Origin of the sequence: Nostoc sp., from assembly GCF_036919495.1 — a bacterium.
Classification (GTDB): Bacteria; Cyanobacteriota; Cyanobacteriia; order Cyanobacteriales; family Nostocaceae; genus Nostoc.
Genome location: NZ_JBALBZ010000045.1, coordinates 31,214 through 49,328 on the forward strand (window position 1 = coordinate 31,214; position 18,115 = coordinate 49,328).

The 18,115-nt window shown below is 40.9% G+C and carries 15 protein-coding genes; 6 read left to right on the forward strand and 9 right to left on the reverse strand.

Features of this window, described 5'->3' with window-relative positions:
• The first annotated feature begins 214 nt into the window (after positions 1 to 214).
• The gene (gene radC, locus V7K25_RS05675; protein ID WP_335155863.1) at positions 215 to 946 is read left to right on the forward strand and encodes a RadC family protein; all 732 of its coding nucleotides are present in this window, start codon (positions 215 to 217) and stop codon (positions 944 to 946) included.
• 392 nt (positions 947 to 1,338) lie between these two features.
• Here radC and V7K25_RS05680 read toward each other — a convergent pair whose 3' ends face one another.
• From V7K25_RS05680 to infC, 3 genes are all read right to left on the reverse strand, one after another.
• The gene (locus V7K25_RS05680; protein WP_335155865.1) at positions 1,339 to 1,545 is read right to left on the reverse strand and encodes a hypothetical protein; all 207 of its coding nucleotides are present in this window, start codon (positions 1,543 to 1,545) and stop codon (positions 1,339 to 1,341) included.
• A gap of 169 nt (positions 1,546 to 1,714) precedes the next feature.
• Positions 1,715 to 4,720, reverse strand: coding sequence for an MFS transporter (locus tag V7K25_RS05685; RefSeq protein WP_335155867.1), 3,006 nt, complete (start codon positions 4,718 to 4,720; stop codon positions 1,715 to 1,717).
• 281 nt (positions 4,721 to 5,001) lie between these two features.
• Positions 5,002 to 5,535 (reverse strand): translation initiation factor IF-3, encoded by a 534-nt coding sequence (gene infC / locus V7K25_RS05690; RefSeq protein ID WP_109010020.1) that lies wholly within the window; start codon positions 5,533 to 5,535, stop codon positions 5,002 to 5,004.
• 515 nt (positions 5,536 to 6,050) lie between these two features.
• Here infC and V7K25_RS05695 point away from each other — a divergent pair.
• The 4 genes from V7K25_RS05695 (at position 6,051) to V7K25_RS05710 (ending at position 12,422) form a co-directional block, all read left to right on the forward strand.
• Positions 6,051 to 7,055 carry a zinc-dependent alcohol dehydrogenase family protein gene (locus V7K25_RS05695; protein WP_335155869.1) on the forward strand — a complete coding sequence of 335 codons (1,005 nt, stop codon included), beginning with the start codon at positions 6,051 to 6,053 and terminating at the stop codon, positions 7,053 to 7,055.
• Positions 7,056 to 7,064: 9 nt separating this feature from the next.
• Complete coding sequence (locus V7K25_RS05700; RefSeq protein ID WP_335155872.1) at positions 7,065 to 9,332, forward strand: pentapeptide repeat-containing protein; 2,268 nt, start codon at positions 7,065 to 7,067, stop codon at positions 9,330 to 9,332.
• A 538-nt stretch (positions 9,333 to 9,870) separates the two neighbouring features.
• A complete protein-coding gene (locus tag V7K25_RS05705) occupies positions 9,871 to 10,665 on the forward strand; it encodes a hypothetical protein (protein ID WP_335155874.1) in 795 nt (264 codons plus the stop codon).
• A 344-nt stretch (positions 10,666 to 11,009) separates the two neighbouring features.
• The gene (locus V7K25_RS05710) at positions 11,010 to 12,422 is read left to right on the forward strand and encodes a hypothetical protein (protein ID WP_335155876.1); all 1,413 of its coding nucleotides are present in this window, start codon (positions 11,010 to 11,012) and stop codon (positions 12,420 to 12,422) included.
• 180 nt (positions 12,423 to 12,602) lie between these two features.
• Here the strand turns inward: V7K25_RS05710 and V7K25_RS05715 are convergent, their stop codons facing one another.
• The gene (locus V7K25_RS05715) at positions 12,603 to 13,349 is read right to left on the reverse strand and encodes a creatininase family protein (protein ID WP_335155878.1); all 747 of its coding nucleotides are present in this window, start codon (positions 13,347 to 13,349) and stop codon (positions 12,603 to 12,605) included.
• A gap of 106 nt (positions 13,350 to 13,455) precedes the next feature.
• Between V7K25_RS05715 and V7K25_RS05720 the strand changes: the two genes are divergently transcribed.
• Positions 13,456 to 14,016 (forward strand): hypothetical protein, encoded by a 561-nt coding sequence (locus tag V7K25_RS05720; RefSeq protein WP_335155880.1) that lies wholly within the window; start codon positions 13,456 to 13,458, stop codon positions 14,014 to 14,016.
• Positions 14,017 to 14,078: 62 nt separating this feature from the next.
• Here V7K25_RS05720 and V7K25_RS05725 read toward each other — a convergent pair whose 3' ends face one another.
• The 5 genes from V7K25_RS05725 to V7K25_RS05745 all read right to left on the reverse strand — a co-directional run bounded on the left by V7K25_RS05725 (position 14,079) and on the right by V7K25_RS05745 (position 17,976).
• Positions 14,079 to 14,351, reverse strand: a complete 273-nt coding sequence (locus V7K25_RS05725; protein ID WP_335155882.1) for a cupin domain-containing protein — start codon at positions 14,349 to 14,351, stop codon at positions 14,079 to 14,081.
• Between the two features lie 22 nt (positions 14,352 to 14,373).
• Positions 14,374 to 14,733, reverse strand: coding sequence for a Mo-dependent nitrogenase C-terminal domain-containing protein (locus V7K25_RS05730; RefSeq protein ID WP_335155884.1), 360 nt, complete (start codon positions 14,731 to 14,733; stop codon positions 14,374 to 14,376).
• A 789-nt stretch (positions 14,734 to 15,522) separates the two neighbouring features.
• Positions 15,523 to 16,977 carry a protein kinase domain-containing protein gene (locus tag V7K25_RS05735; protein WP_335155886.1) on the reverse strand — a complete coding sequence of 485 codons (1,455 nt, stop codon included), beginning with the start codon at positions 16,975 to 16,977 and terminating at the stop codon, positions 15,523 to 15,525.
• Between the two features lie 48 nt (positions 16,978 to 17,025).
• On the reverse strand, positions 17,026 to 17,574 hold the full coding sequence (locus tag V7K25_RS05740) for a GIY-YIG nuclease family protein (protein WP_335155888.1): 549 nt from the start codon (positions 17,572 to 17,574) through the stop codon (positions 17,026 to 17,028).
• A 72-nt stretch (positions 17,575 to 17,646) separates the two neighbouring features.
• A complete protein-coding gene (locus tag V7K25_RS05745) occupies positions 17,647 to 17,976 on the reverse strand; it encodes a hypothetical protein (protein WP_335155890.1) in 330 nt (109 codons plus the stop codon).
• Between the last annotated feature and the right edge of the window lie 139 nt (positions 17,977 to 18,115).

Here is an 18,115-nt window from a genome sequence, read left to right on the forward strand (position 1 = left end):
TCAATTACCACACATATAACAGCATAGTTGATAGAAACCGCCTAACTCTAGGTGTAACAGCTTGCTATTGATGACCATTATTCTTGTGAAGGCAAGATGTGCCGAAAGGAAAAAATTGCCAAAGATTAAAGATTTTTTCAAATAAAGATAATTTCTAGAGCAAACAAGGGATAACTAAAGATAGTTTGATGTGTGGTGACGATTATCTTAGTTTATGACCTATTGCCTCAGAATTGCCGACCTACCTACAAATGAGCGTCCGCGTGAGCGATTAATGACGCATGGTGCCAAAATTTTAGCCACAGCAGAATTAATCGCAATTCTTCTAGGCACCGGTCAGGGGCCAGGAAAACTGTCTGCTGTGGGTTTGGGACAATATATTTTGAGCGAATTAGGCAAACACCAACGCGATCCTTTGGCAGTTTTGCGAGAAGTTAGCCCTGCTGAGTTAATGCAAATTTCTGGTGTTGGCCCAGCGAAGGCAACAAGTATCTTAGCAGCAATTGAATTGGGTAAACGCGCCTTTCAATCTCGTCCCAACGATCGCACATTAATTGATAGCCCACTTGCTGCTGCTGCTACCCTTAGTCAAGATTTGATGTGGCAGATACAAGAACGTTTTGCAGTGGTGCTATTAGATGTTAAGAATCGCTTATTAGGTACACAAGTAATTACCATTGGTACAGCAACCGAAACCCTAGCCTCTCCCCGTGATATTTTTCGAGAAGTTATTCGTCAAGGTGCAACGCGGGTAATAGTTGCCCACAACCATCCTTCTGGAAACCTCGAACCCAGTCAGGAAGATATAGAATTGACGCGTCAGTTATTAGTAGGGGCGCAGCTTTTGGGCATTCCGGTACTAGATCATCTTATTTTGGGTAATGGCAATCATCAGAGTTTACGGGAACTGACAACTTTGTGGGATGAGCATCCGCAGGGAGATTAACGAAAAAACAGGGGCGCAGGGGAGAAAGTATGCTCATTCCAAAAGCAAAAATATTGATTTCTAGCCGAAAGTGCCACGAGAAATAATGCGTCCAAGTTTTTTAGAGCAAATAAATTTATTTATGGGGTTTCTCCTGCCCCTTTTCCTCTTGTCTTTTGTCTGTGATTACTCTGCATAAATTTTCCTTTCTTAACTGCTTGAGATTGTTTATAATAACTTCCTCGGCGATCGCGGATTCAAGCACTATAAAAAATTGCAGCAGTTGCAGCAGATTCGTTAAAAATATAAATTATACATTAAGCTGTTAGTGAAAAAATTTCGGCGTGAGTTTGAGGTTTAGGCACATGATGAGTCATTAATTTTTTGAGCCTCCCATCTGAGAATTACTGCACTTAGTGGCGAGTAGTTTCCGCAGGCTCCTTCGGTTGTGTGTGGGTTGACTTTTGTTTGGTTCTCGGCGGAATTACGTATGCTACTGCACCAACCCCAACCATTCCACCCCCTATGATATACATAATATTTCTGGTGAAATACTGGGAACCAATGTATCCAAAAGTGATTGCTGCCACTGTTGTGACGATCATTTGAGGTAGTTTCATATTTAAAATGCTGTTGTTTGCTTAATGAATATTTAATAGCATCCATATCAGTGAACACATGATAAACTTCCGTGACAGGTTGTACTACATTCCACAGGGAGGAATCAAATTTTCTTTGGTAAGAAGTTAGAGGTAATTGCACTAATTTAGTGAGTTAAGGCTATAAATTTTAATTTTTAAACTGGCATTTTTCGAGTAACTCTTTGACTTGAGCAGCTACCAAAGGATGTGGATCTTTTTCTAACTGGGGGAGGATTTGCAAAAGAACGCGATGTGAAACCATATTTAAATATGCGATCGCAGCTTCTCTAACAAAGCCGGTTGGATGACGCAAACTCACTAAGATTTCAGAACTTGTCAATCTGGTACGAGTCACTTGAGCAAAATGAAAACAGCAAGCTAGACACCAGTCAGAAAGGAAGTTACCCAATGTCAGCAATCTGTGGAGGCGATCGCTAACTATCATATTTTCATATCCTACGATCTTAGCTTCTACCAGATGTTGCAATTTTTCTGGCTGCGGTCGGTTATCTAAAATATTCAGCAACAGAGATTTTGAAGACAAAGTTATGGTATGCTCTAGGATTTCTAACCCTCGTGCTAAGTTTACCACTGAGAGCGATCGCAAATTAAATGCTGCTGCCTGCATCTTTTCTGGCGAGTAAAGCAGTTTCAGTAGCAGTAACAGCCGCTCTTTGACATCCAATTCCAATTCTAAAAGAGCGCGTTGCAATAACTCACAGACAAGGACAATCCTCTCACTGGATTGGTGATTTTCTTTTTCGTCTAGTGTTTTCAAGTCTATATATGCGGCATAAATCTCGCCTAAAAACTTTAATTCCTGCTCAATTAAATTTTCTACTCGACTTTCATAAAATCGATCTACTAAACCTTTAATTCCTGGTTGTTTGTGTATTTTTAGTAAGCTGCGAAGAATATGATCCCTAGTTGTACCCCAAGATGTTTCCAATTTTTCCCATAAAATCTCCAATGCTTCCTGAGTACCAATTTGAGCAATGGTACGCCAAGCGTACATTCGCACTACTTCTGGTTTGTAAATATTGGTAGCTACCCGCAACAGCATCTCTATAACTTCATTCTCTAGTCGTACTAAAGCTGACATTGCTGTAGTGCGGGTTGATTTGTAATAAAGTGCTGCTATCAATGCACAATAGTATTCTTCTAAATGAGTTGCTGCAATCATTTCCAATACGGCACAGCGCACCCGTAACGACTCATCTTGTAACAAATTCGGGATGTGAATCCGCAACGCCTGCAAATAAACTGCTTCTCTAAGCGCTCTAACTCCATTTACCCGTTCCCGTTCTTTCTTATGAGTCAACATCCGACGCATGGTTTGGGTAGCTGCTACCTTTTGCATAGGCGTTCCCTGACGTAAAACTAAAGCGGCGGCGGTGGCGCGGATGAGTGAGTTATGCCGGGGGTTCAGGTATTCTTCTAAGATACTTAAATTGGGATTTGGTTCAGCCAGCCAAATGTAGCGCAGCGCTAGGGCGAAAACTTCGGAGTTAGTTTCTTGGGGTTGTTCTAGCAAAGGACGGATGGCGGATAGATAAGCGGGATTTGCACCTGCTATCAGCATGACTTCCAAACTTTGGCGCTGCAAATCTGGGGTTAACTTGACTAACAGAGGTGCTAAAATTTCCGCACATCCTTGGGGATCAATTTGGGCTAAAAGTTCAATACAAGAGCGTTTATCTGCTTCGCTGCCTTTTTCTCCCAAGGCTTTGACTACACCTTGCTTGAAGAATCGTAAGCCTACATTAGTTGCACTCAACTGGCCTCGTGCCACACTCAAGACTAACAGTTCAACATAGCGCGATCGCAATTCCCAAACTACTTTTAAACAGGTGCCAGTTATCAGCATTGTTTCTGCTACTAACACCCACTTTTGCAAAGGTACGGGTATAAACTGCCCACAAAACAATATAGTTGCAAAAATTAGCACTCCTGTCAAACCTGTAGCGATCGCTTCGGCAGTTCCGCCAGATAAAGTCTGCATCCGGCTGCGAATTGCCTCTGGAATTGGTTGGTACAGGATGGGGCCGCTACTCATGACAAAGGTGTAGCGCAGGAGTTCATCAAAGAATTTGACAATTACCAAACCCCAAAAAAAGCTTTGCGATTGGATGGCGGGAATTAAATAAAATAATATCAGCACTCCTGGTAGTGAAAAGCCTACGGTGATAGGTAAAAGCGTCGCTGTGAAAAATACCCCCATCCGTTCGATGAGTCGGCTGGAAATAAACCACTGCAACAACAACTCACACAGTCCCAAAGTCCCACCAAAAAGACCTAAGAAACTGGCAAGTTCTCGGTCGCCCAAATTAGATTGGAGTTCACGTAGATATTGAAAATCTATTAACAACCCAATGACTTGCAACAGACCGACAAAAGCAAACAGTTGCCAAACATAGCGCTTCAGAGGACTTTTAATAAAACGCTGTCGTGAAGCTTGTTCTTCAGTAACTAGTTTTTGTGGGGTTTCAGGAAAAGCCGCTCGATATTGATGAGTTAAATATAATAAAATCCCCGATCCGAATAAAATTACTATACAGGCAATGAAGATGATCTTATTCAGCGTGGTGTATTGCAATAGCCAAGGCAAACTAAAGCCACTGATCACATCTGCGACTAAAAGCCCACTACTCACCAATGGGTAAGTCCGTTTAATCTCCCGAATATTAAATATTTGGTTGGCGACGATGGAAGTATTAAGGTCATTGACCACATAAAGGGCATCTACCCATAGCCGCAGCATAAATGCCGAAATAACTGCCAGGTATGAAACATGCGCTCCCCAACGTAATACAACTAATAATAGTAATGGCATTAACATGCAAGGGGCGATCGCTACAATCACCCGGCGCAAAGGAAAAATCTTTTGCAGCCAAGAGTATAAAAAAACCAGCGCTGCACTCATAAAGGCACTAGCAATATACATCCACGGCAGTAAATGAGTCCCATATTCATCCAAAAACAGCGCCACAGTACTGTCCTCTGCCCACCGCAATCCTACACATACAGTTGTGTAAAAAAAGAACATTAGTTGAGTTCGTTCGCTCTCCTCTGGTCGGAGATTCACCCACTGTAGTAGTCTTAGTCGTGGTAAAGCAACTTTATTTGCAGCCAACCAGTGATTTTTCAGTTCCATGCAGTTTTCTTTTCTGGTAGTATCACCGCGGAATGGGGAGCGGGGGCAGAGGGAGAAGGGGAAGAAAATATTTCCTCATCCCCCTCATCGGCTGGAAATAGCAAAATTCCTGAGCAACTGAGTATTATGTTTCCCACTTAGGCTTCAGGATTATCAATTTTAGATAAATTTATACAACCTCACAGCTTTGGGTGCATGTTGCATCGAAACGAAACATCAAAAAATCCCCTGACTTTAAGCCAGGGGATTTTCAAACTTGGTCTATTAATACAGTGAAAGGATTATTTTTTAGGAGAGATGAGCATCATCATGTTTCGCCCTTCTTTTTTAGGCGCTTGTTGCAGCTCCCCATAAGGCTCCAAATCAGTTGCCATTCGCTTGAGCAAATCTTCTGCTAGGTCGCTGTGTTGAATTTCTCGACCCCGGAACATGACAGTAGCTTTGACTTTATCGCCATCTTTCAAAAAGCGCTCTGCTTGCTTAACACGCACGTTGTAGTCGTGTTCTTCTATTTTGTAGCGCATCTTAACTTCTTTGACATCAGCCGTGTGCTGCTTTTTCCGGGCTTCCCGCGCCTTTTTCTCCTGCTCAAACTTATATTTACCATAGTCCATAATCCGACAAACTGGCGGGTCAGCTTTGTCACTTATTAGCACCAAATCTAACTCTTTCTCTTCTGCTAGTTGTAGTGCTTCCTGTGGGAGCATAATTCCCAGTTGGGCACCATCAGTATCAATTACCCGAATTTTCGGGTAGCGAATTCGTTCGTTAATTTGGGGCAGATCGCGAGTTCTTTTCTTCTCAATCACAGGCATTATGATTTCTGGGAGCTCTTAATGAAGGATTTGGTGTGGTCTTGATTGGTATGCCTCAGAGGCAAAATACAAAAATAACTCAGGACTGAAAACATAGTCTACAGTTCTAGAGTAACTAATCCATAAAAGAGTTGTGTCCTTGTATTTGCCATTCTACTAACTCTGAGAGAATTTCTCTGCAATAGTTAATCTAAATTACACAACCTAGACTCATGTTAAATATTATTACAATGATTTAGCAATACTTTTTGTAATGGCGTAACCGCCCACCCTAGGCGATCGCATTGAGCAACATTGTTATATCTCCATAATACCAAGCTCACAGATGCAGGACATCTATCAAAACTAATGTAACATGCTACATTACATTCAGTAAGCCTAGTGTTCTGTCCCATTAATTTTGGTGAGTTCGTAGTAAGCACAAAGGGTACTTAAAAATCAGACATAACTTTGTATCCACCCTCTTGCGCTAAAGTTGCATAAGAACGCGCATCTAAAGCCAGGAGGAAAGAGTTATGAAAGCAGTCTTGATGACAGCAGCTGGCAGTCCCGAAGTTCTGCAACTACAGGAAGTGCCAAACCCTGCTGTTCCAGGGAATACTGAAATTTTAGTGCGTTTGGTGGCGGCTGGCATTAACCCCATTGACACTAAACTTCGTAGCCGAGGCACTTTCTACCCCGATCGCACACCGACAATTTTAGGATGTGATGGTGCTGGTATAGTCGAAGCGGTAGGTGCTAGTGTTCAGCGTTTTCGCCCAGGTGATGAGGTATATTTTTGCTATGGCGGATTGGGCGCACACCAAGGTAATTATGCTGAGTATACTGTTGTGGATGAGCGGTTTGTGGCACGTAAACCCGCGTCTATCTCCTTTGCCGAAGCAGCAGCAGCGCCTTTAGTGTTAATCACCGCCTGGGAAGCTTTATACGAACGGGGACGGTTGGAACCTGGCGAAAAAGTTTTGATTCATGCGGGTGCTGGTGGTGTCGGGCATGTAGCAATTCAATTGGCGAAACTTAAAGGTGCTACTGTTTCCACCACAGTGGGTTCTGAAGAAAAAGCTAATTTTGTCAAACAACTAGGTGCCGATCATGTAATTTTTTATAAACAAACAGACTTTGTACAAGCAGCATTAGATTGGACAAACGGCGAAGGCGTAGACTTGGCTTTTGATACCGTAGGCGGCGAAACCTTTCACAAAACCTTCCCCGCAGTGCGAGTATATGGTGATATTGTGACGATTCTCGAACCAGATGCCAATACTGTTTGGAAAACTGCTAGACAACGCAATCTCCGCATAGGTTTAGAATTAATGCTCACACCAGCGTTGCTAGGATTAGAAGAAAGCCTCCAGCACCAGGCAGAAATTCTCGAACAATGTGCCACCTGGATCGATGAAAGCAAATTAAAAATCCATGTTAATCACAAATTCCCTTTAAAAGAAGCGGCTAAGGCGCACCAACTAATTGAAAGCGGTTCTGTGACAGGTAAAATTGTTCTACTAATTAGCGACGATTAATCGAACAATTTGCATAATTTATTTTTTAAACACAGATGCACCCAGAGGTTAAACCCAAAAACACCCAAAAAGCTCACTCTGCGTACCTCTGCGCTTCCCTTCTCTGCGTTCGCGCAGCGTGTCGCAGACAGACGCTTTGCGATTGCGTTCCTTTGCGTTTTACTTCTCCTCTTCTTCCCCCTACCTACTTCAGCAGCACAAACGCAACCAGAACGCACACCCTTAACTCTAGAATTATTACAAGAACGTCTACGCACACCTACACTCCGCGAAGGCAATTTGACCGTAGATTTGCAGAAAATGGTGATTGATTTGCGCCCAGAAAATACTAGCTTTCGTGATGCCTTTTACCAACTCATGCGAAAAGGACTAGGTGCAAAACCTCTGGGTTTAGACCTTAGCTATACCCTAATTTTAGGGGATTTTGTGGGCAGCGATTTGGGTTTAAGAATCCCCTTGTATGCCCAAGCGATCGCTTCGATTTTCAGCGTCCCCGAACAAAAAGAACTAGAACGTTTGCGCTTCGTTTGTCTAGAGTCACTCACAAACTCTAAAGATTGCCGATCGCTTTTGGGAACACAGTCAACTCCATCCAGTGAAATTGCCGTCTTTCGTGGTGTCTTAACACTAGTGCAAACTCGTTTCAATGGCGAAATGAAGTTCTCTAATACATTCTTTCTTCAGTCTGTGGATGCCCAAGGTGCAACTTTTCTCCAATCCACTAATTGGACTGAAACTAGATTTGCTCGTCCCGTCAACTTTAACGGTGCTAAATTTAAACAACCAAGCAATTTTCAAGGCAGTATTTTTTTTGAAAAAGCTAATTTTAAACAAACTCAATTTCAAGAAACTGCTGACTTTCAAGGCAGCATCTTTGAAAAAACTGCCAACTTCAACCAAGCAACTTTTAAACAGTTGGCTAAATTCAATAGTGGGCAGTGGCGAGATAATGCTGATTTTTCTAATGTACGTTTTGCGAATCAAGCCCAGTTTACTAAAGCAAATTTTAATCAGTTCCTCCTTTTAACAGAAGCGACTTTTGAGCAAGCTGTCACATTTCGAGAAGTGGAGTTTAATCAATCGGTAAATTTGCAAGGTGCAAGCATTCTCAACCAAGCAGATTTTAGCGATGCAAGGTTTTCTACAGAAGCTTGTTTAAGCGTAACTGGTTTAACTTTTAACTCTAACCAAGCAAAAATTTTAGGTAATCCGGGTCAGATTGGTAAGATGTTCTGCATCCCTACATTGCAAGGTAATCAAAACATATTGCGGAATTTGGGACAAAATTTTCGTCAGCAACAACAAGTTGCCGATGCTAATGAACTGGAATACACAAAACAACAACTCCGATTAGTAGAAATGAGTCGCCGTTTGACGGCTACAAATATTAATAGTGCCTCCGTTGCAAGTTTGATTAACCTGGGTTTTTCTGCAACTCAAGCCGAAGCGATCGCCCAGCGTCGTCTGATAAAATCATTTCGCAATAGCAGTGAGTTACTCACCTTAGCAGACATCGATTTAGAAAAATACACACAACTGAGTAAGCGCTTAATTGTTGGTGAACCCCTTTCTCTCATTGGGTGGTTACTGCAAGCTTGGAGTTGGTTGGGGTTGAGTGTACTGCTGTTGTTGAGTGGCTACGGTACAAATTTTTGGTTAGTGTTTGGTGTGGGAGGAGTTGCGATCGCTTATTTTGGCTTAGTATTTTGGCTAGTGGATCGTTATCGTCGGCTGCATCCTGTACCAATTATTCCCACATTTTACGAAACCATTTCGATATTTGTGAGTTTTAGCGTTTTAGAATTATTGAGCTTACTAGCCATCTTTCGTAATGCTCAACAACCTTGGCTGACATTGGGGTGTCTTTTAATAATTATTGTCCCCGTCCCAATGGCTTTATTGATCCGACTTTACCAACAAGGTCGTTATCACGATTTAATGGATGTTTCTTACTTCACAGAAGACGGCACATTCCGTCAGTTACGATTGTTGATTGGACGTTTGCCAGTCATACCAAGGAATCAGACATTTCGGGAACGATATATGCCTCTGTTGTGCGATCGCCGTTGGAACTGGCTCAACTACTATGATTTTAGTCTTAACAACCTAGTTAAATTAGGATTTAACGACATTCGCCTACGAGACGAACACCTACCTGGTATCATCTCTGCACTTGCTTGGTATCAATGGAGTTTGGGTGTAATTTACATCACGCTAGTTTTGTGGACGCTTTCCCGCACAATTCCGGGATTGAATTTGCTGATTTATCTGAAGTAATCCCTACACTGAACTTTTTTTCGCTGCACTTCGTAGTGGTGCTAACCTAACATGATGCAACATATTGCAGTGTGTTAGAAGCCGTGCTATTTATTGTTATCAGTCTCGCAGTATTACATCGGCTAAAAGTGATAAAACCCCGCTTAAACGCAAATTAATTAAATATCTAAAAATTTGGCAAGTTTATCAAAAGATTGTTCATTGCAATATAATCTTTAATCCAAATCTAATTTTATTAGACAAATATATCAGTTAATTTTTCCAATCATTCTCTAAAAATATCTACAAGTATGATAAATATATCAAAACATTTTTCATTGTACTTCAAAATTAAATCATATAAATTGTAAGTGTAAGTAGCGTTGATTAAAAATCGATATCTCCACTTAACAAAGATAACCAAATAATCTAATAGCTACTAACTAGTCTTGCTAATAAAAAGACAATAAAAAAGTCACAAAGCAAACTTAAAGTTTTGTCTATTTTATGTTGCGACGCTAGCAAGATTTTCATCAAAACAATAAGAGGATTAATTCTAATGGCAGATAATTCAAGTAATAGTGGTAGCGGTAAGCCCTCTACTAATGGGAACGATGCGATTGAAAAATTTGGACAATCACCCTTCGGTCGCTTGAAAGAAGTTATCCCTGAGAAAGACCTCCCCAAGATATTCAGTGGTGTTGGTAAAGGAGAAAGTGGCGGTAGTCCATTTGGTGGCGGTGCTACTGGTACTGGTGCTGCCGATAGCAGTAAAGCTGATTTAGCCTATGGTGGTAATCCTTTCGCTGGCGACAACTTCTGGAATATCTTTGCAGGCGGTGTCAACCCATCCAAAGTCGGTGGTAACTCACCCACAGGTGGTAAGCCACCCGCAGGCAGTGGTAGCCAAAGTAGTGGCAGCGACCCTTTAACTGGTGCTGGGGCCAGTAGTAGTAACCCATTCGCAGGTGGTGGTAAGCCATCCCCAAGTAGTAACCAAGGTAGTGGTAGCGACCCTTTGACTGGTACTAGTAGCCAAACCTATGGTATTAGCACAAGTGAAATACCGAACGGGTTCGATTTGAGGGTTACTATTGACAAGCTAGTTAACTCAAAGCTTGGCAAGGAACTGGATGGTGGAAAAATACCATCATCTGGTGGTGGCGATCAAATCCCCTCGTTTGGCGGTCAAATCCCTTCATTTGGTAGTAGCGGTCAAACTCCATCATCTAGTGGTGGACAAATCCCCTCATTTGGTGGTCAAATCCCTTCATTTAGTAGTAGCGGTCAAACTCCATCATTTGGTGGTGGACAAATCCCCTCATTTGGTGGTGGTCAAATTCCTTTCGCTTAATAGAATTATTGCGAAAATCAGCAGATAAATAGAGGGAACAATAATGAGTTCTTCAGTACATAGTATGCTAGTACAGTTTGGCGCAAATAAACATACCATTTGAGAAAGCTCAAAAGCGTGTATTATCAGTTATGTGCCTTCTACTTTATCGTACTAGCTTACTATTTTACGACCTAGAACCCTTTACAGGTAAAGATTTGAGAAACATTTTCTGTTAATTTGACAGTAAGATGATTAAAGCCTTTATTATTAGAGATATTTTGGGTTTAGCAAATTTACAATTGGTATAAGAAGTACTGAAGATCCCATAACCTTTTTAACTAAAAATAGGAAAATTAGTGCCAATGGAAGAGTCTGTTGTCAATCCCCTTAATGATGGTGTTAATCCCTTAAGTGTAAGCGGCCCTAACAGCGTTAATCCCTTTGCTGGCAATAGCAGTTTTTCTGTTGAAGGCAGCCTGTTGCCGGGTGATACCAATCTGTTAGTAGGTAACGGTAACAATCCCATTCCAGGTGGCGGTATTAACCCGTTTGCAGGCGATGCTGGCAGTGGGCTTCAGAAATTAATCTTTGATCGATTAAAGTCAATTTTAGGTGATAACTTTTTCAAAGGTATTGACAACACATTGGCAGGAGGTAGTAATCCTTTTGCAAACAGTGGTTATCCGATTCCAAGTGGGGCTACTAACCCTTTAGCAGGTAACGGTAATGCGATTCCAGGAGGAAGTAACCCGTTTGTAGGAGGAAGTAACCCGTTTGTAGGAGGTAGTAACCCGTTTGTAGGCGGTGCTAATGCGATTCCAGGAGGAAGTAACCCGAGCGCAGGTGGTGCAAACCCCTTTGCAGGCGGTGATAATGCGATCGCAGGTGCTGGAAGTCTGCTTCAACAATCGCCTTTCGATCCGTTGAAAGAAGTCCTTGGTAACAACATACCCTTTAGTAACGGTGGGAATACATCTAATCCGGGTAGCCAAACTTTTAATGAGGGCAACGCACCGGTTGGTAAAGGTAACAAGAACTTTGGTGATAATAACGCAACTGTTGGTAATTTTAACTCTGATTATGGCAGTAACAGCGCAACCATTGGGAATGGCAACTGGAACTTTAATAATGACAACACAACCATCGGTAATGGCAACTGGCTATTTGGAAAGAGTAATACAACTCTTGGTAATGGCAACTGGTATTGGGACGACGGAAGTAATAATTCAACATTAGGTAATGGTAATTGGCACTTCGGCAGTGACAACGCAACCATTGGAAACGGCAATTGGGACTTTGGTACTAATAACACAATTATTGGTAATGGTAACTGGGTTTTTACCAGTGGAAATGAAATTATTGGTAATGGCAATTGGTTAGCAAATACTGACAACACAAAAATTGGAAACGTCAATAATATCAGCAGTTTGAAGTTATCCCCACTAGGGATCAAAACTGATGTTAACAATCTGATTGACTCTCTTATAGGTAAAATAGGTCAAAATTTTCTTGGCTTCACAGGAGATTTTGATGAATCGAGTAGCCAAACATTTAACCGCCTCATCTCTTCTAAAAGTGTTGGTAATGACACTAATATATCTAGCGATATTCAGCAACTTTTGGCATCACTCAGCCCAATTCAAGGAAATTTTATCAATTATCAGCCTGTGCAAAACCCTCAGCCTGTCCCAGAAGCTGCTTCTTCAGTGCCATTGGTAGTAATGGGACTCGTGTGTTTGTTATTGTCACTGTTCAAAAAACAACAACACTGTTAACGTAAATTTAATCCTTCAAGCTGATTGCGATCGCAACACAGTGTAATACTACTTGTATTTAATAATCCAATTTGATTTGTGAGAATTGCAAGCCGCAAGAGTTATCAAATAATTATTCTCAAGATGTTTTGTGCAGAGACGCAATTTTACTCGCATCTCTACAGCGTCTTTCCATGACTTTTATTGTGCGTTCACAAATTCCAAATACCCACTGCTAAGTTCTTTCACCGCCAAATCATAAAATTGCTTACCGTGTTCAGGCGTTGCTAAAGCCGGATTTGATCCCATACGTCCATCTGGATAACGCACTCGAAAGTCAGCAGCGCTATAAATCCGATGTCCGCTTGCAACTTCTGGTGAAAGATACGCTTGCTTAATCGCATTTGGATAAACATACTGGGTGAGTGCTACTTCACTTGGCGTTGCATGAGAACCTTCTTGATCCCCATATAATTCTTTAGCTAGCTTATATACAGAACCGCACATAAACCAGTTTGCCACTTGACATTGCACCTGTTGAGCATTAGGAATCTGCAAATCTTCTAAATGCGCGTAAGTTTCGGAAAAAGCAGCTTTCAGGGTGGCGATATTACCACCATGTCCGTTAATAAAGTAGAACTTGCTAAAACCAGCTTTGGCTAAACAAGTTACATAATCTCGGACTACTTGAATTAAAGTGCTGGGACGTAGACTGATTGAGCCAGGAAAAGCAGTATGATGCAGTGCCATGCCCACATTGATTGTAGGGCCAACGATCGCACTCGTTGCATCACCTACACCAGATGCGATCGCTTCTGCACAAATGGCATCAGTGCCAATTAACCCAGTTGGCCCATGTTGTTCAGTGGAACCAATAGGGAAAATAATCCCCTTTGACTGCTGTAAATAAGCTTCGACTTCTTGCCAAGTACTTAAATGCAGTAACATTTTTGATGATTTTCCTCAATAAAATTGCGGTGGGACGAAACCTTTCTCTACTAAACTCCCACTACCATGATTATGAACTCTCTAGATTTTCTGTGGTGGCGACGCTATGAAATTCCATCATCTCTGGCAAACTTTTATCGCATTAACTGGAATATTTTTGCTCATCAACAGTATTTATAGCCCTTCTGCTATGGCGGGACGCTATGTTTTCAATCAAACGCCTCAAAGAATCGAGCCTTATTTTGGCCGTTATATTACCAAACAAACCAATGGCGATACCGTTAGCTATATCTATGCTCCACAAAGCTTTCGGCGGCTATTTCGTCAGTTTCCTAAAAGCAATTTCTCGATCGTTTTTGTGAACAATCAGGTCAAATATATCAAGCTAAATTTCAACGGTAATTTTTCTCAATACCAAGGAAGTTCTAATTACGATCAAGCTGAGGCAGCAAAATTTTACAACTATATTTTTAGTTATCAGCCACCAACCTGGCAAGAACTTTCTGCCAAATTTGGAGGGAATGAAACTATTTATTTCTATGAATATTGTTTAGGGGATGGAGTCGCAACAAGTTTTGAGAGATATGGATATAAGCAATTTACCGATTCTGCAACTTTATCCTATGACACTCGTTGCGAACCCCCTTATAGTAGAAATCCAAATTGAGTTTTAAGACGTTAGTATTGTGGATCATCAACTAGACAACGGGGATCAATCTTTTCTGTTGACTAATCAAAGTAATAATGTTTTTTCACATCGTTTGTAATTTCCCAGGTGCAGGACATGCCAGCAGGAAAAGTCACTAAATCGCCTTTACCCATTTGCACTGGCTGTCCATCATCAGGAGTAACAAGAACATCACCTTCCAAAAAGTAGCAAGTTTCTTGAGAATCATAAGTCCAAGGAAATTTTGAAACTTCCTTTTGCCAAATTCCCCATTTAGAGACACCCAATTCATTGAGGCGTTCCTGCTTGGGTTGATGCTCAATTTTAATTTCCATATTGTGTTTTATCTAGTTATGTTCAGCAGTAGGATTGAATATCTTCTCCACACTGATCTACTAAATAACACAAAGCACGAAAACGCAAGTAGACAAGTTCGTTATAAAGCGGATTAAGTTTGCACATTGGCGGAATATGCCCTATTTTGCGACCAAAAAGCATGAGATCGCGCTCAAATGGACATTGGGCAGGGATCACTTTAGCAATAAGTTTGGCTAATTTACGATTCTGAACGTCAATTTTATCCACCCATTGACGTAATGGTTGCAGTAAATCTAATTTAGGTCTAGCAAATTGCTTTTTATTACCTTTTTGATTCTTTTCTTCTAAAGGGCTAACAAAAGCAGGCAGAAAAATACGCTGATTAATTGTTTTAAGCATAGTAGTAGGCAAGGTTTTCCTTGTGTAGATGAACTATTTGCCGATTGGGAATATTAACATGTAATCTGTTAACCAATTTGCATTATGCTTGTAAATTAGCCAGTAAAAAAAGCACAAGGCAAATAATTTACATGCATCTTTGGGGGGAAATTGTTTAACTAATTGTTATTTAAGCCCACCAAATCAGGAAGAACTGTCCCGTTAAATACAAAATAACAAAGAAAATATAAAAATGGCATTTCTTTAACTTATGGATTGCTAATATCCGAGATAGCAATCTTATATATTAGATATAAATGCCTGGTTCTCAAACTGCCTAGTATCTAGAGATGGACTTTGGGTAAGAAAATAACAGTTTAGCTCTAACTCCATATAGACTTCGCTAGGATTAGCCTCTAATTTTAAGCTATTCAATATCTAGTAATCTGTCTGGTATGTTACACTAGCTAGCCTAGATATTATCTAATAAGTAGCAAGAAACTCTTTGATAAGTCCAAGCTAATATACTTAGAACTTATAACATTTACAAGAATATTTTGCAATAAATGCATCGCGTGTAAGGACGTAGAGCAGTATGCCCCTAGCAATATAGCAGTTCTCACTTGGGCGCAATACAGTCTGAACCTCATCCCGTATTTGAGGTCTGCAAATACTTCCCTCTCATTACTAAGGAGACGGGTTAGGGGTGAGGTTTAAAAAAGTAGTTTATGCAAAGGAGAACCGTTATATATATATCAGATATTTTGTGAAATGGTTTAATTACAAAAAAATGGTATAATAACAAAAATCTTATTTCTTAAAATATCTCAAGCCGTAACGATCTTGATATTTGCTGATATACTCTACATTCTGTTGCTCTAATTTTGACAGCAATTTAGGTGGAAATGCTTTTGGTGAATATATAGGGCGATACCAAGGTTGCTTATTAAAGTAATCTTGTATTTCAGGAGTATCAAAACGGCGACCGTGACTAGCAAAAATCGAATTTCGCATAATATCTAGTTCAAAACCGTCTTTCCCATCCAAATCTGTATCAGTTATAAGTCTTTGGGAAAGCCAGAAATAAGTACTGACAGCCGTGGTAGCATCTGGCGATATTGTCTTTACCGAAGATGTAGATTGAGTTGGAGATGGGGTGGTTGGTATAAATTTAGGAGTTTCTATCACGGGGCTTGTGCCAGTTGACGGCGTTTGTGAAGGTAATACCGTTTTATCTGCTGTAGATTGAGAAGATTTTGGTAACACTTGGCTAATAATCACAGATGCACCGATTAGCCCACCTGCAATCAAACTGCTGATGAGGATATTATTCTGACTATTACTTTGAGGGGTAGGCTGTGGTTTTACAGGTACTGTTTGAGGTGGCGGTGCAGAGACTATCGGTTGAGTTAAGAGGGGTTGCGTCGGTAGAATTGGATTTGCTATGCTCTGCAAAGTATCCAGCATTGCTCTGGCTGTAGGATAGCGATCGCGTGGATGATATGCGATCGCTTTATCGATTACTCCTGCCATAATTGGGCTAACATGACTCGCGTACTGTCGCCAGACAATTTCACCCGTCTGGGAATCCGTTTCTAGTTGTTGCGCCTGTTTACCAGTCAGCAAATAAATTGCCGTCATTCCTAAACTGTATAAATCACTCGAATAAACCGGTCTACCTGCGGCTTGTTCACTCGGCATATAGCCAGGTGTACCAATCACTATCGAACTGGTAGGATTGCCTTGAGAATTTACTACTGTTCCCATCGACTCGCGGATAGCGCCAAAATCAATCAGAACTGGTTTACCGTCCCGATAACGCACAATAATGTTATCCGGTTTAATATCGCGGTGAACGATATGCTTAGAGTGAACGTAATCCAGGACAGGTAATAAATTTATGAATAATTCCTGGATGGCGCCTTCACTAAATAGCCCCTGCGTTTGAACTTTTGCAGTTAGGGTATCGCCTTCAATCCACTCTTGAACTAAGTAAAATTGTCCGCCTGAAGAGAAGTAGGCATACAATGCTGGAATTTGGTCATTTGCGCCACCGAGTTCTTCTAGAATAGCTGCTTCGCGTTGAAACCTCTCTTGTACTAACTGGTAAATTTGGGGATTGTTGTGAATCGGTCTTAGCTGTTTAACCACACAACGGCGCTTTGAGGGCATATAGGTATCTTCTGCTAGATAGGTTTCACCAAACCCACCAGCGCCCAGTGTGCGGATAACTTGATAGCGATCGTTCAGCAGCTGTATTGTCATGGGAAATTACAAGCAACATTCATAAGATAGTTTTCCCCAAAACTATCTTCATTTCAAATCTAGTAAACCTTCTTCTTTCAATTTCGGATTGAAGCGAATTTGCATTTGCAAACCACGCACTTCTAATAAATGGGTTGAAATTTCTGCTTCTACTCTCCGCGCCACATTTTTAAGAATTTTTATTTGTGCTAATTCATCATTAGCTGGATGTTGATATTTTGCCTGTTCTTCAGGTGTCATTACGACTTTGACATCAATGGGATGAGTCCATTTTTCCTTTTGATCCCCATTTCCCCAAGGGACACTAGCATTTTCCGCAATCCAAGCATTTTCAGTATTTTCTAAAATTGTGCGGCTAGGGCGTTCTATAGTTTGAACTTTGACCCAATAGCATTGCTGTGGCTGACGGACTAAATGCTGTTTGAGGCTGAGATAAACATCACGGGAATATCCTACAAATTGCAGCACTTTTTCTTGGTCAAAGATAGCATATACCCCGATTTTACCTTGAAATTGTTCGGGTAATTGGCCGCGATCATCAATGTAAGGAATGTATTCTAGAGCTGCCAAAGAAGAAAGATTCGTTTCAAGAGCCATAGATCAAATATTAAACTTACTATTTGCCTGCAAAATTCAGAATTGTTAATTAAGGAAAAACTATCTTTAGAATTACCCTTTATCCACTTTTTGGTAGATTGCACAAAGGCGACTGGGTTTAAAAATCTTAGCACTAAACATAAAATTTGGTGGTACGTTGATAATGGCATATTCATCAGATTCATGATACTTTTCAAATTCTGCTGGCATTCCTTTAGTGGTAGTTAAGCTGTAAGGAACTGGTTGAAAAAGTAATTCTGTAAATTTAACTTGCTCACACTCTAACTGTTGACGAATTTGGTTTAAGAAAGCCTCGCTGGTTAATAAATTGAATAGAGTTTCTTGAGCTTGTGCTTCAAGTGTGAAACTGCTATCAAAGTTCTGGACGATTTTAAGGGGCATTTTCTGTGTAAGTAACTATTAAGGGCTAAGTGATAAGAGAGGATAGGCAAGAATCCAAAAGTGCTGGACAACGAAGCCTGCCTTTTGGTGCAGATGAGCTTTGTGAAAAATTATCACTTTAAGATCAGCCTATTGGATT